Annotated in this window: 18 protein-coding genes; 14 read left to right on the top strand and 4 right to left on the bottom strand. The window is 58.8% G+C overall.

Annotated features, from left to right (window positions below):
• Nucleotide 1 precedes the first annotated feature (1 nt).
• The 3 genes from KUV39_RS13465 to KUV39_RS13455 all read right to left on the bottom strand — a co-directional run bounded on the left by KUV39_RS13465 (nt 2) and on the right by KUV39_RS13455 (nt 2482).
• Nucleotides 2-1216, bottom strand: a complete 1215-nt coding sequence (locus KUV39_RS13465; RefSeq protein ID WP_222460005.1) for a glycosyltransferase family 61 protein — start codon at nt 1214-1216, stop codon at nt 2-4.
• Between the two features lie 6 nt (nt 1217-1222).
• Nucleotides 1223-1777, bottom strand: a complete 555-nt coding sequence (locus KUV39_RS13460; RefSeq protein WP_008561662.1) for an ActR/PrrA/RegA family redox response regulator transcription factor — start codon at nt 1775-1777, stop codon at nt 1223-1225.
• A gap of 78 nt (nt 1778-1855) precedes the next feature.
• Nucleotides 1856-2482 (bottom strand): SCO family protein, encoded by a 627-nt coding sequence (locus tag KUV39_RS13455; protein ID WP_222460004.1) that lies wholly within the window; start codon nt 2480-2482, stop codon nt 1856-1858.
• 399 nt (nt 2483-2881) lie between these two features.
• On the opposite strand from KUV39_RS13455, the gene regB reads away from it, so the two are divergent.
• From regB to KUV39_RS13405, 10 genes are all read left to right on the top strand, one after another.
• Nucleotides 2882-4279 carry a sensor histidine kinase RegB gene (regB, locus tag KUV39_RS13450; RefSeq protein ID WP_008558935.1) on the top strand — a complete coding sequence of 466 codons (1398 nt, stop codon included), beginning with the start codon at nt 2882-2884 and terminating at the stop codon, nt 4277-4279.
• Nucleotides 4280-4371: 92 nt separating this feature from the next.
• Nucleotides 4372-5922, top strand: coding sequence for a PAS-domain containing protein (locus KUV39_RS13445; protein ID WP_222460137.1), 1551 nt, complete (start codon nt 4372-4374; stop codon nt 5920-5922).
• A gap of 111 nt (nt 5923-6033) precedes the next feature.
• Nucleotides 6034-6513, top strand: a complete 480-nt coding sequence (gene tsaE / locus KUV39_RS13440; RefSeq protein ID WP_222460003.1) for a tRNA (adenosine(37)-N6)-threonylcarbamoyltransferase complex ATPase subunit type 1 TsaE — start codon at nt 6034-6036, stop codon at nt 6511-6513.
• A gap of 1 nt (nt 6514) precedes the next feature.
• Nucleotides 6515-7522 (top strand): aminoglycoside phosphotransferase family protein, encoded by a 1008-nt coding sequence (locus KUV39_RS13435; RefSeq protein ID WP_222460002.1) that lies wholly within the window; start codon nt 6515-6517, stop codon nt 7520-7522.
• A gap of 14 nt (nt 7523-7536) precedes the next feature.
• Nucleotides 7537-8205: a nucleotidyltransferase family protein gene (locus tag KUV39_RS13430; RefSeq protein ID WP_222460136.1), complete on the top strand. Its 669-nt coding sequence runs from the start codon at nt 7537-7539 to the stop codon at nt 8203-8205.
• Nucleotides 8195-11128 carry a double-strand break repair protein AddB gene (gene addB / locus KUV39_RS13425; protein WP_222460001.1) on the top strand — a complete coding sequence of 978 codons (2934 nt, stop codon included), beginning with the start codon at nt 8195-8197 and terminating at the stop codon, nt 11126-11128. The genes KUV39_RS13430 and addB overlap by 11 nt, the downstream gene beginning before the upstream one ends.
• Complete coding sequence (addA, locus tag KUV39_RS13420) at nt 11125-14502, top strand: double-strand break repair helicase AddA (protein WP_222460000.1); 3378 nt, start codon at nt 11125-11127, stop codon at nt 14500-14502. Before addB ends, addA begins: the two co-directional genes overlap by 4 nt.
• A 61-nt stretch (nt 14503-14563) precedes the next feature.
• The gene (trxA, locus tag KUV39_RS13415) at nt 14564-14884 is read left to right on the top strand and encodes a thioredoxin (RefSeq protein ID WP_008561412.1); all 321 of its coding nucleotides are present in this window, start codon (nt 14564-14566) and stop codon (nt 14882-14884) included.
• 91 nt (nt 14885-14975) lie between these two features.
• Nucleotides 14976-15320, top strand: coding sequence for a Lin0512 family protein (locus tag KUV39_RS13410; protein WP_046211448.1), 345 nt, complete (start codon nt 14976-14978; stop codon nt 15318-15320).
• Entirely contained in the window at nt 15320-15685 is a 366-nt protein-coding gene (locus KUV39_RS13405) for a Lin0512 family protein (RefSeq protein WP_050674284.1), read from the top strand. The genes KUV39_RS13410 and KUV39_RS13405 overlap by 1 nt, the downstream gene beginning before the upstream one ends.
• Nucleotides 15686-15743: 58 nt before the next feature.
• Here the strand turns inward: KUV39_RS13405 and KUV39_RS13400 are convergent, their stop codons facing one another.
• Nucleotides 15744-15938: a DUF1127 domain-containing protein gene (locus KUV39_RS13400; protein WP_008562016.1), complete on the bottom strand. Its 195-nt coding sequence runs from the start codon at nt 15936-15938 to the stop codon at nt 15744-15746.
• A gap of 478 nt (nt 15939-16416) precedes the next feature.
• On the opposite strand from KUV39_RS13400, the gene hslV reads away from it, so the two are divergent.
• From hslV to KUV39_RS13380, 4 genes are all read left to right on the top strand, one after another.
• A complete protein-coding gene (gene hslV, locus KUV39_RS13395) occupies nt 16417-16980 on the top strand; it encodes an ATP-dependent protease subunit HslV (RefSeq protein WP_008562653.1) in 564 nt (187 codons plus the stop codon).
• A 1-nt stretch (nt 16981) separates the two neighbouring features.
• Entirely contained in the window at nt 16982-18052 is a 1071-nt protein-coding gene (locus tag KUV39_RS13390) for a hypothetical protein (RefSeq protein WP_222459999.1), read from the top strand.
• A gap of 13 nt (nt 18053-18065) precedes the next feature.
• Entirely contained in the window at nt 18066-19376 is a 1311-nt protein-coding gene (gene hslU / locus KUV39_RS13385; protein WP_008560331.1) for an ATP-dependent protease ATPase subunit HslU, read from the top strand.
• 81 nt (nt 19377-19457) lie between these two features.
• Complete coding sequence (locus KUV39_RS13380; RefSeq protein WP_419555538.1) at nt 19458-20606, top strand: alpha/beta hydrolase; 1149 nt, start codon at nt 19458-19460, stop codon at nt 20604-20606.

The following is a 20606-nucleotide window of genomic DNA, read 5'->3' as shown; positions in this document are numbered from 1 at the left end:
CCTAGTCCACGTTTTGGCGCGCTTCACGCTCGGCCCTGCGGGCCTGGCGCATCGCACGAACACGCTTTTTCTTGAATTCCGGTGACTCGATGAATGCGTTGCGGCCTGTCAGGCCCTTGTCAGCAAGGATTTGGGCGCGATCTTCTTCGCTCAGCGTGGGCCATTCCATGCCGTTTTGGACGAAACCCGCCTCTGTCAGGGCCTTTCCGATAACCGAATGGTTCAATTCACCAAAGCTGAGCCTGCTGGACTTGGGCTTGCTGACTGGCACCCACTCGGTTCGCAGACCTCCAATCACAAGCGGCTGGTTCTTGCAAAAGCTGGCCACATTGGCCGCCAGAAGGTTGTTTGCTCCGGATTGGCGTCGCAAGACCATCGCAACTTTCTGATCCGGGCGTCCCACCATCGCAAATAGATGCAACGCAGACCCGTCAGCGGCGACAACGTATTTTACGGCCTTGTAGCGTGCCAGCTGGTCTGACAACGAATGCTCCTGCGGGTGGTAGATCTCATAGCCTTCGCCCACCAGAAGCGCCTCCAGCTGCTCCTCTCCCAAAAGACCGCCCTTTCGCAAACCCAACCGCGAGCGGGAGATATAGATTTTTTCGGGGCCATCCGGGCGGATTTCTCGTGCAAATCGGCTATGGATCGCATTGCGAAAGCGCGGTGTCCCAGCGGTGATCTTGCCCAGGCCAAACCCCTGCCCGGGAACGACCAGTTCCTCCACCCGCGTCGGTTCAGCAACAGCGCGCATTGGCAGATCACCCGCCATCAGGCGCAGAAACTCTCGCTGAAACCCGCGGGTTTCCTCGCCGACGTCAGGCCGTTTCGGGATGAACAGAACGCCGTCGACCTGCGATTTCAGATGTGCCAGAGCCCAAAGGCGCGCACTGCTTTCCACGAGGAAATGGCCAAAATGCGCCCAAAGCACCCCGCCCCATAGCCACCGTCCTGTCAGAGTTTGGTTGATGCTGTCCGGCACATCCGGCGCGATGGTGATCGGCCGGTGTTTGCGCCACAGCGCTCCATGTGCGCAATAACTGCCATCTGAATAGAGCAGACCTGCCTTTTGCACCAAGGCACTGTCTGTGGGTGGAACCGCAATCGCATCAGCAAGGGTCACGATTTCCTCAGACCAGCCGCCTTGTGGCAGCGGCTGGCTGTCAGGACCAGTTGGATCGATATCAGGCGCAGAGCCGCCGCAAGGTGCGCGCACGGCGGACTACTTTGGGCTGCGTTTGGCCAGGATGCGCTGCAACGTCCGGCGGTGCATGTTCAGGCGCCGGGCCGTTTCTGAAACATTGCGGTCACACAGTTCGTAAACACGCTGAATATGTTCCCAACGCACCCGGTCCGCGCTCATCGGGTTTTCCGGTGGTGGCGGCAGCTCTTCCTCATTGGCGAGAAGGGCATTCATGATGTCCTGGGCATCCGCAGGCTTGGACAGGTAATCTGTCGCTCCGATTTTCACCGCTGCCACAGCGGTTGCGATGGCGCCATAGCCGGTCAGAACGACAACACGGCTATCCGGGCGCCGCTCTCGCAGGATTTCGACAACATCCAGCCCGTTGCCATCCTCAAGCCGGAGATCAACAACAGCAAAGGCCGGTGGACGTGCCGTTGCAATAGCGCTGCCTGCGGCAACGGAGCCGGCGGTTTCCACTTCGAAACCACGTTTTTCCATCGCCTTTGCCAACCGCCGCAGAAAGGGCTCATCATCATCGACCAGCAACAGTGTTTTGTCCGGTCCAATCTCCTGCAAAGCAGCTTCGCCCATTCTGTCGGTCTCCTGCACTGACTTCAGGTTAAAGAAGATATTACGTCTCGGCAGGGAAACGTCAAATCTTCAGGGCACTCAGATGTTGTCGACAAAGCAGCCAACCTTGTCGGCAACCTGTTCCGGTGTCTCGTCTCGGCGGAAAAACTCAACAAACCCCTGCTCTGGCAGCACCAGATAGGTGAAGGTCGAATGATCCACGAGATAGTAGTCACCGTCATCTTCGTGACGTTTGAAATATGTCTTGTAGGCCTTGCTCGCCGCACGCACCTGTTCGTCGGATCCGGTCAGGCCGATCATCCGTTCGTGCAGGTTGGCGGCAAAATCCCCAACCACCTCTGGTGTGTCTCGCGCCGGATCTACAGAAATAAAGACCGGCGTCACGTCGTAGCCACGCTCATCCAGCACGTCGATGGTTTCCGCGTTGCGTGACACATCCAGCGGGCAGACATCCGGGCAGAAGGTATAGCCAAAATATACCAGAGACGGCTTGGTGATCACATCCTTGTCGGTAACGGTCTCGCCCTTCGCATTCAGAAGTTCAAAAGGTCCGCCAATCGTGTCCGCGCCGCCCGCAATCTGGCTGCTGCGGCACTGTGCAAATGCATCGCTGTCTGACCCGCCCCGCGTCACGAACCAGGTTGCCCCAAGGGTGGCGGCAACGGCGACTGCGGCAGCGGCAGCGGCTGGGATAATCGGGTTCATCGGGCACACCTTTTCTAAGGGCATCAATCGGTATTGCGAACTGCGTTCTGCGCCAGACCTATCAGCAATCTGAGGGGATGCAATCGCACTTGTCCAACGTGGCTGGTCTGACGCTGTCGATGCATCTGCTACCCCAGTCCATTGACCAAATGCCAGACGGACAAAACAGCGCAGGAAAGGTACATACGACATATGCCTCTTGCAGAGAGGTCGGAAAACGCAGGAAAATTCACGTCTGCCTCTTGCCGGGCGATGCAGATCAAATGTCTGTGTAACTGCGCTTTCCAGCCTCAATTGGTCGGCAACATTCCCGCTTGTGGCGCGGGGTAAGCTGTGACAGCCCGGCAGATGACAGGACCGCCCAAAACGGTCATGGTAAGACCAGCAGCGGAGTAGGACATGAGCCCGACAAACATCAATTTGCTGAGCGGTCAGGAACGAAGCCACTGGATCCGCCTGCGCACCCTTATCCTGCTGCGTTGGGTTGCCATTGTCGGGCAGATCACCGCAATCACCGTGGCCCAGCGCCTGTACAATCTGCAGCTGGAACTGGTGTTGTGCTACATCGCCATCGGCATTTCCGTTCTGGGCAATCTAATCGCCATCATCCTGTTTCCCCAAAACAAACGCCTGTCAGAGTTCGAGAATTTTCTCATGGTTCTCTTTGACCTGCTGCAGCTGAACTTCCTTCTTTACCTCACCGGCGGGCTCAACAATCCGTTTGCGCTCCTGGTTTTGGGGCCGGTGACGATCTCTGCCTCTATGATGCGGCTGCGATCCACGCTGATCATCGGCGCGACAGCGATCATCCTGGTTACGCTGCTGGCTGAATTCCACCTGCCACTGCGCACCTCGCAAGGTTTCATGTTGCGGGTGCCGGATATCTTTGTGTTTGGAAATTGGACTGCCATCGTCATCGCCGTTCTGTTTATTGGCGCCTACTCCTATCGGATCAGCGCGGAAATCAGATCCATGTCCGATGCGCTTGCCGCGACCCAGATGGCGCTCTCGCGTGAACAGAAACTCACCGACCTGGGTGGCGTGGTGGCCGCAGCGGCGCATGAACTGGGAACGCCCTTGGCGACCATTAAACTGGCCAGTGCAGAGTTGATCGATGAACTGGATGATCGGCCCGATCTGAAGGAGGATGCGGCGCTGATCCGCGAACAGGCGGATCGCTGCCGCGATATCCTGCGAAGCATGGGCCGTGCCGGAAAGGATGACCTGCATCTGCGGCAGGCCCCGTTGTCCACCGTCATAAATGAGGCTGCAGAGCCTCATATGTATCGCGGCAAAACCGTCCTATTCGAAGAAGGCCCGGCAAAGGACGGCAATCCGCTGCATCCGACCATCCTGCGCCAACCCGAGATCATTCATGGGCTGCGCAATCTCGTGCAGAACGCGGTAGATTTTGCCCGCAGCACGGTCTGGATAGATGCGACATGGAACGACGATACCATCACCCTCATCATCAGCGACGACGGGCGCGGCTATCCCTCGCATCTTTTGGGGCGCATCGGGGATCCGTTCGTGCGGCGACGGCGCAGCGACAGCGACCGCAAACAGCGCCCTGAATACGAAGGCATGGGCCTTGGTCTGTTCATTGCAAAGACCCTTCTGGAACGCAGCGGCGCCCAGCTGAGCTTTACCAACGGCACGGACCCCAACCAGAACATCATGCGCGACCCCGAACGCAGAGGCGCAGTTGTTAGGGTGAAATGGCCACGGTCCAAGATTGATGCGATCACCGGCGAAAATGCCGTTCCCATCGGGGAAAATAAACGTATAGAAATTTAGATATTCACTTTTGGGAAACCAATTAAACTTCATTTAACCATTATCGGGACAAACTGGCCAAGAGAGCGACACACGAGCGGGTTATGAACATCATGCAGGAACTCCTTTCGATCGACTGGCTGGTACTGGCAACACTCTGTGCGGCGACCGCGGCTGCGGCTGTCTGGTGGCTGACACCCAATCCCAAACCCAAAGGGTTTGAACAGGATCTGCTGCAAGGCGACGGACAATCGGACGCCGTCTTTCTGTTTGATGACACCACATTGATCGGCTGGTCCTCTGGCGCACGCCGCTTCATTGGCGAACAGGCCGAAAATTTCAGCTGGGCCAACCTGCGCGACCAACTCGCACGCAGCTATCCCGGCCTTCCCCAGTCTCCCGGCTTCCTGAAGGATGTGGGGCCGCTGGTTCTGTCCGGCACGGCAAACGCAGAAAGCCGCGAAGCCCTGTGTGAATGGATCGACGGTGTGACGCGCGTCCAGCTGCGCAGCAGCAACACCCAAGAGCAGAACCACTCTAACGATCAGGAACTGACCACGTTGCGCTCTGCGGTGCATCAGGCGCCCTACCCCGTCTGGCTGCAATCAGACGATGGTGCCGTTACCTGGTCAAACCTCGCCTATGACGATTTGAGCCAGAAGATCCGTGGCCGCAACGTCGATTTCTCGGAACCCCTGTTCACCGATCTTGATGATCCGATGGCAAGCGGCAAACCCGAGCGCATCTCTATTCCGCTGCCCGACAGCAAAAAGAAACTCTGGTACAATATTTCGACCACGGAAACGGAATCCGGCTGGCTGTGTCACGCTGTTGACGTGAATGCCGTGGTCGACGCCGAAATCGCGCAGCGCAACTTTGTTCAGACACTGGCAAAGACATTCGCCCAGCTGTCCATCGGTCTTGCGATCTTTGACCGCAATCGTCAGCTGGTGCTGTTCAATCCGGTTTTGATCGACCTGACCGCCCTGCCCGCGAATTTCCTCAGCTCGCGCCCGAATATGATGACCTTCTTTGACCGCCTGCGCGATCAGCGCATGATGCCCGAGCCAAAGAACTATTCCAGCTGGCGCCATCAGATGGCCGACCTGCTGGAGGCCGCATCCGAAGGGCGCTATCAGGAAACATGGTCGCTTCCTTCCGGGTCTGTCTATTCCGTGTCCGGCCGTCCCCACCCCGATGGTGCAATCGCCTTCCTTTTTGAAGACATCACCGCCGAAATCACCCTCACGCGTCAGTTCCGGTCCGAGCTGGAGATGGGGCAGTCGATTATGGACCAGATGGACGACGCCATCGCCGTTTTCGCAAACGACGGCAGCATGACATTCTCGAACGCGGCCTATCACGAACTGTGGCAGATGGATCCCGACGCCAGCTTTGCCAAGGTCACCATTATGGACTCCAGCCGTGTCTGGCAGAACATGTGTGCAGCAACGCCGGCATGGGGCGAGATCCGTGACTTCGTTGCTGGTGGCGATGGACGCACCCCTTGGTGGGCCAATGTCCAGCTGCGCAACGGCACGCCGCTCGTCTGCAAGGTCAGCGCCATCCAGAACGGTGCAACCATGGTCAGCTTCCGTTCTCCCGAACCTGCGCCAGCGCCAGCAGATCAGCAACGCTTTGCCATCGCCAAACAGGACAAATAGGCTCTCTTCCGACGGGGATAACAGCCAATCCCCGCTTATTAAGGCCCGGCACTGCCGGGCCTTTTTTCGTTCCAGCTTGCAGCGCCCGGCGCGGGGCGGCATTGTCGCATCATGACAGCCCATTCCCTTCAGATCCCCCTTCCCTCACCTGATGTGACCGCCGCACTTGCAGCCGAAATCGGTCAGCACCTGACGGCTGGCGATTGCCTGCTTCTTGAGGGTGTGATCGGGGTCGGCAAAACCCATTTTGCCCGCAGCCTGATCCAATCACAGATGCCCGTGCCTGAGGATGTCCCCTCTCCTACGTTCACATTGATCCAGACCTACGACCTGCCACAGGCAGAGCTGTGGCATGCCGACCTATATCGGTTGTCCTCCCTGGATGAGGTCGAAGAGCTGGGCCTGACTTCTGCTTTGGAAACAGCGATTTGTCTCATCGAATGGCCGGACAAACTGGCCGAGCTGACACCGCCTTCAGCGCTCCATATTTCGCTTGAACTGGATCAGGACGCGCTGGAAGGCAGATTTGCGACTTTGCGGTGGACTGATCCCCGCTGGACCTCCCTGATGCAACAAATTGCCAAGAGCTGACATGACTGATCGTGCCACACTCATCACCAATTTTCTGTCCGCCTCTCCCTGGCAGGATTGGCATCGTGCTCCACTCGCCGGTGACGCCTCCAATCGGCGCTATGAACGGTTGCGAAATGACCAGGGCAACAGTGTTGTCCTCATGGATGCCCCGCCGGACAAGGGTGAGGACGTCATTCCTTTTATCCAGATTGCCACCTACCTGCGCGCACAAGGACTAAGCGCGCCTGAGATCCTGGCGGAAGACCGCGAAAACGGCTTTCTCATGATCGAGGATCTTGGTGATGATCTTTTTGCCCGCGTGATGGAGCGAGAGCCGGAGAAAGAAAGACCGCTTTACGAGGCTGCTACTGATGTTCTCGTCACGCTGCACAACGCACCGCTGCCCGAACTGGAGCCATTGGGTGCACGCCTGATGGCAGAATTGTCGAGCCTTGCATTTGCAAAATATCGGGACGTGATCCTGGAAGAACCCGCGCCGGAACTTTTGACCCGTTTCACAGATCAGTTCGAAGACATTCTGCGCAGTACCGTCAAAGGGGATACAGTGTTGGTTCAGCGTGACTATCACGCTGAAAATCTGCTTTGGCTGCCAGAACGCGAAGGCGTCGCACGGGTGGGGCTTCTCGACTTTCAGGCCGCGCGCGCAGGGCATCACGCCTATGATCTCGTCTCCATGTTGCAGGACGCGCGCCGCGATGTGCCTGCCGTTGTCGAGATGCAAATGATTGACCGCTACATCGCTGCGACAGGCGTTGACGAGAGCAGCTTTCGCGCCGCCTATACCGTGCTTGGTGTTCAGCGGAACCTGCGAATTCTTGGCGTGTTCGCACGCCTCGGCAGCGACTATGGCAAACCACAATATGTCGATCTGATCCCCCGTGTCTGGGACCATTTCCGCCGGGGGCTCGATCATCCGGCGATGGCCCCGTTGGCGGATTTCCTGCTGCGGGAAATGCCAACACCAACGCCAGACGTCCTAAGCCGCCTGCGTGGCCAAAGCACATGACAAATCCATCTGTCATGATCTTTGCTGCCGGGTTTGGCACGCGGATGCGCCACCTGACAGCAGACCGCCCTAAGCCGATGATCCCTGTGGCTGGCGTGCCACTGATCGATCATGCTCTGGATCTGGCGCGCGCTGTCTCGCCGCAAACCATCGTCATCAACACGCACTACAAGGCAGAGGTTCTGCATCAGCATCTTGGCGGTCAGGACGTCGCAATCAGCCACGAACACCCCGACATTCTCGACACCGGCGGTGGTCTGCGCAACGCCCTCCCGATGTTGGGAGGTGACCCCGTTTTCACGGTCAACCCAGACGTCATCTGGAAGGGACCAAACCCGCTGACACTGCTGACACAGAACTGGGATCCAGACCGGATGGATGCGCTTTTGGCCTGCGTTCCGCTTTCTCGAACTGTCGGACGGAAAGGCAACGGTGACTTTCATACAGATGCCGAGGGCCGGGTCGGGCGAGGAGGCGAACTTGTCTATGGCGGTGTTCAGATCCTGCGGACAGATGGATTGCACGATATTGAGGATGCGGCGTTTTCCCTGAACCTCCTGTGGGACAAGATGGCTGCAAAAAACAGGCTCTACGCAATGGAATACCCTGGGTTCTGGTGTGATGTCGGCACTCCAGAAGGGATCGCACAGGCAGAGGAGCTGATGGCCCAAGATGCAATTTGAGCCGCAGGACACACCGCGTCTGTTTTCCGTTCCCTGCGGTGTCGATTTTCCCCGCGCGCTTGTTCAGGGAATGATCGAGCGCGCATCCGGACACCCCCCCGAAGCGCTGGCGAAAGCCGAGCTGATCGTGAACACGTCCCGCATGGCCCGTCGCGTGCGGGATCTGTTTGATCGCGGGCCTTCGGTATTGCTGCCAAAGATTTCGCTGCTCACCGATCTCGATTTGCGCGCCACTCTGCGGGGTCTGCCACCTGCATTGCCGCCGCTGCGGCGCCGGCTAGAATTGTCACAACTGGTTGCCAAGCTACTAGAAGCGCAACCTGATCTGGCGGCTCGGTCATCGCTATACGATCTGTCTGACAGCCTTGCAGCGCTGTTTGACGAGATGCAGAGCGAGGGGGTCAGTACAGACACCATTCGCGCGCTTGATGTTTCGGACATGTCTGGCCATTGGGCGCGCGCGCAGCAGTTCATCGCCATTGCAGATGACTTTGCCACCACCCACGAAAACGCGATGGACCCGCAGGAACGCCAGCGGCAGGCCGTTCTGGACCTGATCGCGGAATGGGACGAAACACCCCCGCAACATCCGATCATCCTTGCTGGTTCGACCGGATCCAGGGGCACGACGCTGTTGCTGATGGAGGCGATCGCCAAACTGCCCCAAGGGGCCGTGGTGTTGCCCGGATTTGACGAGGATCAGCCAGATCATGTCTGGCAAACCCTAAGCGATGCGCTGAGTTCAGAGGACCATCCGCAGTATCGGTTTTTCAAACTGATGCAGGATCTTGAAATGGGGCCGCGTGACGTTCGACGCTGGACAGACGCCAACCCCGCTTCGACGCCACGCAATCGTCTGGTTTCGCTGGCGTTGCGCCCAGCGCCGGTAACCGATGCCTGGATGCGCGAGGGCCCACAGCTGCGCGATATCGACAGCGCCACTTCCGAAATCACGCTGGTTGAGGCACCGGGGCCGCGTGCCGAGGCGCTCGCGATTGCGTTGCGGCTGCGCCAGGCGGCAGAGGATGGACAGACTGCCGCCCTTATCACACCAGATCGGATGCTGACCCGGCAGGTGTCTGCGGCGCTGGATCGCTGGGACATCCTTCCTGACGATTCTGCAGGTCAGCCGCTGCAGCTTTCACCGCCCGGCCGTTTCCTTCGCCATGTGGCAGAACTTTTCTGCAAACCTCTTCAGACTGACGCTTTGCTGACGTTGCTCAAACATCCGCTTTGCCACGACGGGGCAGGTCGGGGCGATCATCTGCGCCACACCCGCGATCTGGAACTGCGCCTGCGCCGCTATGGTCCTCCGTTTCCCGACCACGACAGCTTTGCGGCCTTTGCCGTGGGTCGGGATCTTATGCCCGGTTGGACCGACTGGCTGGCCAGCTGTTTTGCCGACAAAACCACTCAGGGCGAACGTCATCTGAGTGAATGGATCAGCCAGTTGCGTGACCTGGCAGAGACGATCAGCAGGGGCAGCCAACCCGCCGAAGCAGGCGGACTTTGGGACAAGAAGGCTGGTCGCGAGGCATTGAAAGTCATCGAAAACCTGCAGGCAGAGGCGCCTTATGGAGGCGCCATGACAGCCCGCGATTTCGCTGACCTCCTGCGGGCTTTGCTGTCTCAGGGAGAGGTCAGGGACCGGGATGCTCCCTACGGCTCCATCCTGATCTGGGGGACGCTTGAAGCACGTGTTCAAGGGGCCGACCTGGTTATCCTCGGTGGTCTGAACGAAGGCACCTGGCCCGAAGCCGCCGCCCCTGATCCGTGGCTGAACCGTCAGCTGCGCCACAAGGCAGGACTTCTGCTGCCAGAGCGACGGATCGGATTGTCGGCGCATGACTTCCAACAGGCGATTGCTGCGCCAGAGGTCTGGCTGACACGGGCAGAACGCACAGATGAGGCAGACACTGTTCCGTCCCGTTGGCTGAACCGGATGACAAACCTTTTGTCTGGTCTGCCGGATCAGGGCGGGCCAGGCGCCTTGTCTGCAATGCAAGCGCGGGGTCAGATGTGGCTTGGCCGCGCCGAAGCCCTGGAGGCCCCAAAACCGCTCGCCCCAGCCCAGCGCCCTGCGCCGCGGCCACCGATTGCGGCCAGACCCAAACGGTTGACGATCACCGAGATCCCTAAATTGATCCGGGATCCCTACGCAATCTACGCCAAACATGTGCTGCGCCTGCGTCCTCTGGACCCGCTGGTTCAGGAACCCGACGCCCTGTTGCGCGGCATCGTGTTGCACAAGATCCTCGAAGATTTTGTCAAAGGCACGTTAGAGGATCCCAATACCCTGACGGTGGACCATTTCCTGACCTGCGCAGCCGAACAACTGGAGGCGCAGGTCCCTTGGCCCGTCGCACGCGCCCTGTGGCAGGCCCGGCTTGAACGCATCGCAGAGGATTTCATTGCCGGCGAACGCAACCGCCAGGCCCGCGCGCGCCCATCTGGATTTGAAGTATCCGGTAAGGTGCGTGTCACACCGCATGATTTCGAAATTGCGGGTACGGCAGACCGGATCGACGTCGACGAACGGGGCGGGTTGCATCTGTTTGACTACAAAACCGGCGACCCACCGTCTGAAAACCAACAAAAGGCCTTTGAGAAACAGCTGCTGATCGAAGCCGCCATGGCCGAACACGGTGCCTTTGAAATCTATGGAGAGGGCAGGGTGGAGCGTGCGCTTTTTCTCGGGCTCAAGGCCCCGCTGAAAGAGGTTCCCGCGCCCCTGCAGGACGAACCGCCGACAAAGGTTTGGGAAGAGTTGAGCAAACTGATCGGCGCCTATTTTGAATCTGAGCAAGGCTATAGCAGTCGCCGCATGGTGTTTCAGGATTCTCAAATTGGTGACTACGACCACCTTGCCCGCTACGGCGAATGGGATCGCAGTGCCCCAGCAAACCCGGAGACACTGACATGACCGCCCGCGATGCCGCATCAGAGGCGCAGTTTCGCGCTGCGCGTCCGGATGCCTCTACCTGGCTGGCTGCAAATGCCGGTTCCGGCAAGACAAAGGTACTGACCGACCGGGTGGCCCGGTTGCTGCTTCGGGGTGTTCAGCCGCAGCACATCCTGTGCCTTACCTATACCAAGGCTGCAGCAAGCGAGATGCAGAACCGCCTGTTCAAACGGCTGGGTGAATGGGCGATGCTGGGCGATGACGCGCTCACTTCTGCGCTGACAGAACTGGGCGAGGGGGCGATCATTTCACCAGAAGGCATGGCGCAGGCCCGCACTCTGTTTGCCCGCGCGATCGAAACCCCCGGTGGTCTGAAAATTCAAACCATCCATTCCTTTTGCGCCTCCCTGCTGCGCCGTTTCCCGCTTGAGGCAGGGGTCAGTCCGCAGTTTTCAGAGATGGAAGACCGGGCAGCGATGCTGTTACGGGCGGAAATTGTCGAGGACTTCGCCCAGGGCGATGACCGATATACCGAAGAAGCAAAACTGATCGCACAGCTGGCGCGGGTCGTGACAGACAGCGACTTTGATATGCTGACAGCCGCGATCTGCCAGCGCCGGGCCGACTTTGAGACGCCGCTGGATCGTAGCGGCCTTTTGCGGTTGTTTGGTCTACCCGCCGATTTCGACCGCACCGCACTTGAACAGTTGGTCTTTCTCGGTGGAGAGGCCGATCTGCTGGCCCGCACCCGCGCGATGCTGCTGCAGGGGGGAGCGAATGACGGCAAGGCGGCAGAGAAGCTGTCTCAGATCAAAGAGCCTACTCTTGCAGATTTGCCGGTTCTGGAATCGGTCTTTCTGACAGGCGCCAGCGCCAAGGAACCGTTCACCGCAAAGATCAACGGCTTTCCAACCAAAAAGCTGCGCGAAGCCAATGTGGAGCTGATGGACCAGCTCGAGCCTTTGATGCGGCGGGTCGAAGCGGCCCGCGCCCAGCGCTTGGCCCTCGTTGCCGTTGAAAAGTCGGAGATCCTGCACCGGTTCGCTGCGGCGTTCCTTCCGGAATATGAGCGGCGCAAGCAACTTCGCGGATGGCTGGATTTCGACGATCTGATCCTGAAGGCGCGGCAGCTTCTGAATGATCCGGCCGTTGCCGCCTGGGTGCTGTATCGTCTGGATGGTGGGATCGACCATATTCTGGTGGACGAAGCGCAGGACACCAGCCCGGTCCAATGGGACGTGGTCGAAAAACTTGCGCAGGAGTTCACCGCCGGCGAGGGCGCGCGATCAGAGGTCGAGCGCACCATTTTCGTGGTGGGTGACAAGAAACAGTCAATCTATTCCTTTCAGGGCGCGGATCCCGACGCCTTTGATCGGATGCAGGCCGAATTCTCCGCCCGTCTCGACGAAACAGGTGCAGGTCTGCAAAATGCCGCGCTTGAGTTTTCGTTCCGCTCTTCTGCCGCGGTCCTTCGCCTGGTCGACCTGGTTTTCAAGCACAGCGAAGCGGCAGGTTTTCACAAGGATGCCCTACACCGCGCGTTCAAGGCAGAATTGCCAGGCCGCGTCGATCTTTGGCCAGTGGTTGAGAAAGTCGACACCGAGGAGGAGCGCGACTGGACAGATCCTGTCGACCGCCCTGGTGCACGACACCATACCGTCATTCTCGCGGAACGTATCGCCGCATCGATCAAGGACATGATCGATACCAAGGTCACAATCCCCGAAGATGGCCCAGAGCGGGGTAGCTTTCGCAGGCGTCCGGTTCAGCCGGGGGATTTTCTCATCCTTGTGCAACGCCGGTCAGAGCTGTTTTCGGAAATCATTCGCGCCTGCAAGGCTGCGCGCCTGCCGATCGCCGGCGCCGACCGTCTGAAGGTTGGGGCAGAGCTCGCGGTCAAGGATTTGGCGGCAGTTCTGTCCTTTCTTTCTACACCAGAGGATTCGCTGTCGCTGGCTGCCGCGCTCAAATCGCCGCTGTTTGGCTGGACCGAACAGATGCTGTTCGATCTCGCCCACCGCCGAGACGGGGGCAGCCATTTGTGGAAAGCCCTGCGAGACCGCGCAGATGAATTCCCCGACACGATGGCAATTCTGGATGATCTGCGCGGTCAGACCGATTTCCTGCGGCCCTATGATCTCATCGAGCGCATCCTGACCCGTCATGGCGGTCGCCAGCGCCTGCTCGGTCGTTTGGGACCAGAGGCCGAGGATGGCATCAACGCCCTGCTCAGCCAGGCCCTCGCCTACGAGCGCAGTGATATTCCGAGCCTCACAGGGTTTCTGGTCTGGATGCAGACCGATGATCTGGAAATCAAGCGGCAGATGGGGGCGGCGGGCAATATGATCCGCGTGATGTCGGTTCATGGATCGAAAGGACTGGAAGCGCCCATTGTGATCCTGCCCGATACCGCGAAACGGCGTCCTCCCCGAGATGAGGAAATCATGCGGGCCGAGGGCGGGCCCGTTTGGAAACTGCCCAGCGCACAGATGCCGCAAGTGATGCAAGCCGCTCGCGATCATGCCCAGGACAAACAGCGCAACGAGCGGTTGCGGCTGCTGTATGTGGCTCTGACACGGGCGGAAAAATGGCTGATCGTTGCATCTGCGGGCGAGCTGTCCAAAGATGGTGACAGTTGGTACCAGATGGTCGAGCGAGCCCTGCAAGAGGCAGGCGCTCAGGATTACGACACCGGTCATGGCACCGGCCTGCGGTTGCAGCATGGTGATTGGGATGGGTTGCCGTTTCATAGCGAGCCACCGGTCGAAGTCGTGACACCGGAATTGCCCGCTGTCTTTTTGAAACAGCCTGCGGCCTACGTGGCACCGGTTGCGACCCTCAGCCCATCTGATCTTGGCGGAGCCAAGGCGCTTCCTGGGGATCTGGGTCAGGATGAGGAGGCCGCAAAAGCCCGCGGAACACGGCTGCACCTGTTGCTCGAACACCTGCCCCAAATCGCAGACAGCACAACCTGGCCAGAGATCGCGCGCAACCTTCTGGCCGGTCACGAAGAGACAGATGATCTTGTGGCCGAAGCCACGGCCGTCCTGACCGCACCAGAGTTGTCCGGCATTTTCACCGGCGACACCCTTGCCGAGGTTGCGATATCCGCCGATCTCAATGGCGCGCGGCTGCACGGGGTGATTGACCGGCTGATCATCACGAATGAAACGGTGCGAGCCATCGATTTCAAATCCAACGCAACAGTGCCCGCGTCGCCGCAAAAATGCCCCGAGGGACTGTTGCGTCAGATGGGCGCCTATGCCCATGCCCTGGCGCAATTATACCCCGACCATCGCATCGAAACCGGGCTATTGTGGACGCGCACGGCATCGTTGATGTGGCTTCCACACGATCTTGTGTCATCCGCACTTGAACGACGCCAGATACCTTGACGATCTGTTAAGCCGTTCATAGGTTCTGACCCCAACTGCCACACTCTATGGAGACATTCCAATGTCCACCGTTGCCGTAACCGATGATACCTTCGACGCCGAAGTGAAAAATTCCGCAGTCCCCGTTGTGGTCGACTTCTGGGCCGAATGGTGCGGCCCCTGCAAGCAGATTGGCCCGGCTCTGGAAGAGCTGGCAGCCGAATACGGCGACAAGGTGAAGATTGCCAAGGTTGACGTTGACAGCAACCCGAACTCTGCTGCTGCCATGGGCGTGCGCGGCATTCCGGCGCTGTTCATCTTCAAGGACGGTCAGGTTGTATCCAACCGCTCCGGCGCAGCCCCCAAAGCCGCGCTGCAGAGCTGGATCGACGAATCCATCTGATCCGCCAAGGCCGGATTGAAACATAGGAAAGGCGTCCCAGAGGGGCGCCTTTTCCGTTCATAAGCCTGAAAAGAAACGAAGGAGGGGATATATGGCGCAAACACGGGTTCTGGTCGAGTTCGGGATGGGCACGTCGCTGCGGCGCCGGGACTATACCGAGGCCGCGAAACGGGCGATCAGGGATGCGCTCTGGCACAATTCTGTAAACGTGGCAGAGCTGTTTGATTTTCCGAAAGATGCCATGCAGATCCGCGCCGAAATTGGCGTGCAGGATCCCGACGCGGTAGATCGCGACGCGCTGCTAGAGATTTTTCCCTATGGGCAGCCCGAAATCCACGTCACCAAGGGTGGATTGGATATCACCAAGGAAGGTGGAGGTCAGACAGTGATCGCCAACGCCGCAATCATTGTTTCCTTTGATATGGAGCCGGTCTGATGGCTGAAAAACGTATTATTCTGGAAATGGGCACCGGCAATGACCTGTATGGTCAGGACTATACCAAAGCTGCCCGCCGCGCCGTGCAGGACGCGCTGCATCATTCCTCAATCACACTGTTCGCCAAACTCGGCATTGATCACAGCGAAATGCGGGTAGACGTGACCATTGGCGTTCAACAGCCGGATCAAGTGGATTGTGATCTGGTTGCAGCTGATTTGCCCCGCGGGCGCGCAACTGTCCGGGCTGTCCTTGGCGGTCTGGACGTTCACGACGGAGCAGACAGCAAACATGTTGTTGCCACTGCTGCAGTCGAGGCCTGGCTACCGGATCAGGCGGCCAATTATCGCCTCAGCGACAGCTAAAAAAAGAAAAAGCCGCCCTGAACGAGCGGCCAAATCATCTTTGGGTGAGAGACAGCTCTCAGAGTTTTGCGATATCCGCGCGGGTCAGACCGATGTCTTCCAGCTGGGTGTCTGTCAGAACGGACAGAGCGGTGCGGGTTTCGCGCGCTTCTTTCCATGCCAGGAAAGAAGATTTGACGTTGTAGACTGCATCCACCAGGCGGAGTACGGTGACTGCTCCGAGCGGCGCATGGATGTTTGCGGTGGTAGCCATTGGCGCATTCCTTAATGAGAACCAGCCGACCCCGTGTCGGTTGTGAGCCTCATTTAGGATGGCGGGCTGAGTCTCACAATTGCCGGTTCGACAGCCCCGTGTTGCAGTTTGTGCATGGCCCGTTTTTTGGGCAGCCCGCCCAGATTTGGGGCAAATCCCGCGAAATCAGACCGTTTTTCCGTCGACAGGCTGGTTTTCAGGTGGTCTTTCCGTTTCGCTGCCATCGACGGGACATCGACGGAGAGTTCGGACCGCCATCATGGGCGACGTGATTTCGACCTTTCGTTGCAGCCAGAACATGGCAGCCGCATTGATGCCCGGGCAACCAATCCATTTTCCGACAAGAACAACGAAATCCCCTGCACATTGATGCCGATTTCACGGCTATTGCCTTGATCCCCGCCACCCCCAACGGATAGCACCCGCTTGAGGTGGAAAAGCCAAGTGCCCATATAGGCCTGCAAACAAGGAGAACACGATGGCAGACGATCAATTCCCAGGTTGGCATGGCACAACCATCATCGGCGTGAAAAAGGGCGATGAGGTCGTCATCGCCGGCGACGGTCAGGTGTCCCTGGGCCAAACGGTGATCAAGGGAACAGCCCGCAAGGTACGTCGCCTGTCCCCCGGCGGGTTTGATGTTGTGGTTGGGTTTGCCGGCTCGACCGCCGATGCGTTTACCCTGCTGGAACGACTGGAGGCCAAACTGGAAGCCACACCAGGGCAGCTAGCCCGGGCCAGTGTGGAACTCGCCAAAGACTGGCGCACCGATAAATACCTGCAAAAACTGGAAGCGATGCTGATCGTGACCGACGGCAGCGATATGTTTGTTATCACTGGGGCCGGCGACGTGCTGGAACCCGAACACAACGTGGCCGCTATCGGATCCGGTGGCAACTTCGCCCTGGCTGCGGCGCGGGGCATGATGGACAGTGACCGGGACGCCGAGACCGTGGCCCGCGATGCAATGGCCATTGCCGCCGATATCTGCGTTTATACCAACGGCCGCCTGACCGTCGAAAGTATCAGCCGAAAGGACTGAGATGAGCCAGATCACCCAGGATGATATTCGCGCGGCTGTTGGCTCTGGCCTGCTGAGCGAGGCGCAAGCCGCGTCGCTGACTGCTTTGGCACATAGCCGCCACGGCGCGCGAGAGAACCTGGCACCCGGAGACGAACCGTTTGAGCTGTTCCGCGGCTTCAATGAAATCTTCATCGTGATCGGGCTGATCATTCTCGCCACCGGATGGGGGGCGGTGACTGGTCTGTCCGTTGCAGGCAATTTGGGGGGCGTGTTGGAAAAGGCCACGATGTGGTCCCTGATCGGCGCGGCAATCCTGTGGGTGTTGAGTGAGTATTTCATTCGTCGCCGGCGAATGGTTGCGCCTGCTATTGCACTGTCCATCTTGTGGACGATCAACGCTTCGATCGGGATGACGGCCGAGTTTTCTCAGGTCTTCATGCTGATGCAAAACGACTATTCCAGCCTGCCTTTGCCGATGGCCCTGACCACCGCGACCATCGGGGTATTCTGGTTGCGGTTCCGCGTGCCTTTTGCGATGGCGCTGATGGCACTGGGTGTTTTTGCGATTGCCCTGATGCTGGCAGCACAGCAGGCCGGCAGTCCGGATGGGTTTGCGGATCTGTTCCTGTTCTCTGCATCCGGCCCGTTTGCCTGGGTCACCCTGCTGGTCGGTGCCGCGGTTTTCGCAGTTGCGATGCTGTTTGATCTAAGCGATCCACACCGTGTCACACGGCGGTCTGCACAGGGGTTTTGGCTGCAGGTGGTGGCGGCGCCGGCACTGGTCAACACCATCGCACTCAGCCTGCTTGAGCGCGGCACCTCCGATGCAAACATGACGCTGATGGCCGTGCTTGTTGCCTTTGCTCTTGTGGCAATCATCATCGACCGCAGGTCTTTTCTCATTGCGGCAATCGGCTACAGCGTAACCTTGGCCGCAACCGTCTTTGACGGCGAAGGTGCGGCGATGACCATTCTCATTCTGGGGCTGTTCCTGGTGATCCTCGGCGCCTTTTGGGCGCGGATCCGGGCCCTGCTTCTCTCTCCACTTTCCCGGGTGTTGCCGCTGGATCGGCTTCCGCCCGCCCATTGAAATGGAAAATCAAATGACTGATCTGACCCCCCGCGAAATCGTTTCGGAGCTGGACCGCTTTATCATCGGGCAAACCGATGCCAAGCGTGCAGTCGCCGTTGCCCTGCGAAACCGCTGGCGGCGCAAGCAACTGGGTGACGACCTGCGCGATGAGGTCTACCCCAAGAACATCCTGATGATCGGGCCCACCGGTGTTGGTAAAACCGAGATCTCTCGCCGGCTGGCAAAACTGGCGCGTGCCCCCTTCATCAAGGTCGAGGCCACAAAATTTACCGAAGTTGGCTATGTCGGGCGCGATGTTGAACAGATTGTCCGCGACCTGGTGGATGTCGCCATTGTGCAGACGCGTGAACACATGCGCGAGGATGTAAAAGCCAAGGCGCGCACAGCTGCCGAGGACCGCGTCCTGACCGCCATCGCCGGCGAAGATGCCCGTGATGCGACCCGCGAGATGTTCCGCAAAAAACTGAAAGCCGGCGAGCTGGACGATACCGTTATTGAGCTGGATATCACTGACACGTCCAATCCGATGGGTGGCATGTTTGAAATTCCGGGACAGCCCGGTGGAAACATGGGCATGATGAACCTGGGCGACCTGTTCGGCAAAGCGATGGGTGGGCGCACCACCCGCAAGAAAATGACGGTCGCACAAAGCTATGACGTGCTCATCGGGGAAGAGGCTGACAAGCTCCTGGATGATGAAACCGTGACAAAGGCGGCTCTGGAATCGGTCGAGCAGAACGGCATTGTCTTTCTCGACGAGATCGACAAGGTCTGCGCGCGTCAGGATGCCCGGGGCGGTGATGTCAGCCGCGAAGGCGTGCAACGCGACCTGCTGCCTCTGATCGAAGGCACCACCGTCTCGACCAAGCATGGCCCCGTCAAAACCGACCATATCCTGTTCATCGCATCCGGCGCCTTCCACATCGCCAAACCATCTGATTTGTTGCCCGAACTGCAGGGTCGCCTGCCAATCCGTGTCAACCTGCGCGCGCTGAGCGAGGACGATTTCGTTCGTATCCTGACAGAAACCGACAACGCGCTGACGCTGCAGTACACGGCCCTGTTGGGCACTGAAGACGTGACTGTCAGCTTCACCAAGGACGGGATCGCCTCTCTCGCCAAGATCGCGGCAGAAGTGAACCAAACCGTTGAGAACATCGGTGCCCGCCGGCTCTATACCGTGATTGAGCGCGTATTTGAGGAACTGTCCTTCTCTGCTCCAGACCGGGCCGGCGAGGAGATCAAAGTCGACGCCGATTTCGTTCGCAAAAATCTGGGCGAGTTGACGAAATCCGCCGATGTGAGCCGCTACGTGCTCTGATCATCGCGGGCAAATCCGTGCTAGCTGGACATGGCGGCAAGCGATCAGTAGCTTGCCGCCATTCTTTTATTGAACGGTGCCATGATGCGTCTGTCTCTCGCGATCTCCTGTTGTCTCATGGCGGTTTTTATTCTGGCTGGCTGCACGGACCGTTCCTTTAGTCCCACCGTCCCCGAAGCATTGGACATTGGTCAACCAAAGACCATTTTCGCCGCCACCACCCGCGTTCGACTGGAAAATGGCAACTACGGGCCAGAGCGCTCCGACCGGCTGGATTTGCTGGAGTTGACCGTTTCCATTCCGCCCGATCACCAGCCGGGACAGTTGGATTTTGGTTATGCCAATCCGGATCCAAGCTCGGAATTCACGATGGCAGGCCGGCAAATGCTGGCAAACATGGGCGACCTCAATCGCCGCGTTGCCGGCGAGCTGGCGGATTACAAACCGAATGAACGGGATATCACCGTCTTTGTGCACGGGTTCAATTCCACCCAGGCCGAAACTGCATTTCGTGCGGCGCAGCTTAGCAATGACATTGGCATACCGGGTGCGACCATCATCTATTCATGGCCCAGCCAGGGCAATCCGCTCGGCTACGCCTATGACGGGGACAGCGTGCTCTTTGCCCGTGATGGGTTGGAACAGCTGCTTAGAAACCTGCGGCCCGGTCAATCCAACCGCATTGTCCTAGTGGCCCACTCAATGGGATCGCAACTGGTCATGGAGACCCTGCGCCAAATCGAAATCAAGACACCAGGCTGGAGCAAAAAAACCCTTGGCGCGGTTGTGCTGATGTCGCCCGATCTGGATGTTGAGGTGTTTCGTAGCCAGATGAACCGTATCGACCCGCCGCCAGAGCCGTTCATCGTCATGGTGTCACGAAAGGATGGTGTACTGAATCTCTCTCAACGGCTGCGTGGCACCCATAACCGCGGCCGGCTCGGCAATATCGCCTCCCTAGAGGAGGTGTCCGATCTGCCCATTCAGGTGGTTGATACAACCGACTACGCTGATACCGCAGAATCTGGCCATTTTGTTGCTGCGACCTCGCCGGCAGTTCTGTCCATCCTGAAATCCGCCCGCCAGAGCGCGGCGGCCTTTGACAGGGAAACCAACCCGTTGCAACGGATTTTGCCGGGCCGGCTGGTGATTGATAAGGCGGATGAAGCTGTAAAGGTCACGCTCGCAGACACATATCAGCAGAACGTGTATCGCGGCGAAGATCGCTGA

Origin of the sequence: Phaeobacter italicus (assembly GCF_019801785.1) — a bacterium.
Classification (GTDB): Bacteria; Pseudomonadota; Alphaproteobacteria; order Rhodobacterales; family Rhodobacteraceae; genus Phaeobacter; species Phaeobacter italicus.
The sequence above is the reverse complement of the archived record's forward strand: the minus strand, read 5'-3'. Positions and strand labels throughout refer to the sequence as shown.

What these genes read in the sequence shown, in the direction of transcription:
- KUV39_RS13460 (WP_008561662.1), bottom strand. Translation starts at nt 1,777, where the DNA reads ATGGGCGAAGCTGCTTTGCAGGAGATTGGACCGGACAAAACACTGTTG.
- KUV39_RS13455 (WP_222460004.1), bottom strand. Translation starts at nt 2,482, where the DNA reads ATGAACCCGATTATCCCAGCCGCTGCCGCTGCCGCAGTCGCCGTTGCC.
- regB (WP_008558935.1), top strand. Translation starts at nt 2,882, where the DNA reads ATGAGCCCGACAAACATCAATTTGCTGAGCGGTCAGGAACGAAGCCAC.
- KUV39_RS13445 (WP_222460137.1), top strand. Translation starts at nt 4,372, where the DNA reads ATGCAGGAACTCCTTTCGATCGACTGGCTGGTACTGGCAACACTCTGT.
- tsaE (WP_222460003.1), top strand. Translation starts at nt 6,034, where the DNA reads ATGACAGCCCATTCCCTTCAGATCCCCCTTCCCTCACCTGATGTGACC.
- KUV39_RS13435 (WP_222460002.1), top strand. Translation starts at nt 6,515, where the DNA reads ATGACTGATCGTGCCACACTCATCACCAATTTTCTGTCCGCCTCTCCC.
- KUV39_RS13430 (WP_222460136.1), top strand. Translation starts at nt 7,537, where the DNA reads ATGATCTTTGCTGCCGGGTTTGGCACGCGGATGCGCCACCTGACAGCA.
- addB (WP_222460001.1), top strand. Translation starts at nt 8,195, where the DNA reads ATGCAATTTGAGCCGCAGGACACACCGCGTCTGTTTTCCGTTCCCTGC.
- addA (WP_222460000.1), top strand. Translation starts at nt 11,125, where the DNA reads ATGACCGCCCGCGATGCCGCATCAGAGGCGCAGTTTCGCGCTGCGCGT.
- trxA (WP_008561412.1), top strand. Translation starts at nt 14,564, where the DNA reads ATGTCCACCGTTGCCGTAACCGATGATACCTTCGACGCCGAAGTGAAA.
- KUV39_RS13410 (WP_046211448.1), top strand. Translation starts at nt 14,976, where the DNA reads ATGGCGCAAACACGGGTTCTGGTCGAGTTCGGGATGGGCACGTCGCTG.
- KUV39_RS13405 (WP_050674284.1), top strand. Translation starts at nt 15,320, where the DNA reads ATGGCTGAAAAACGTATTATTCTGGAAATGGGCACCGGCAATGACCTG.
- KUV39_RS13400 (WP_008562016.1), bottom strand. Translation starts at nt 15,938, where the DNA reads ATGGCTACCACCGCAAACATCCATGCGCCGCTCGGAGCAGTCACCGTA.
- hslV (WP_008562653.1), top strand. Translation starts at nt 16,417, where the DNA reads ATGGCAGACGATCAATTCCCAGGTTGGCATGGCACAACCATCATCGGC.
- KUV39_RS13390 (WP_222459999.1), top strand. Translation starts at nt 16,982, where the DNA reads ATGAGCCAGATCACCCAGGATGATATTCGCGCGGCTGTTGGCTCTGGC.
- hslU (WP_008560331.1), top strand. Translation starts at nt 18,066, where the DNA reads ATGACTGATCTGACCCCCCGCGAAATCGTTTCGGAGCTGGACCGCTTT.
- KUV39_RS13380 (WP_419555538.1), top strand. Translation starts at nt 19,458, where the DNA reads ATGATGCGTCTGTCTCTCGCGATCTCCTGTTGTCTCATGGCGGTTTTT.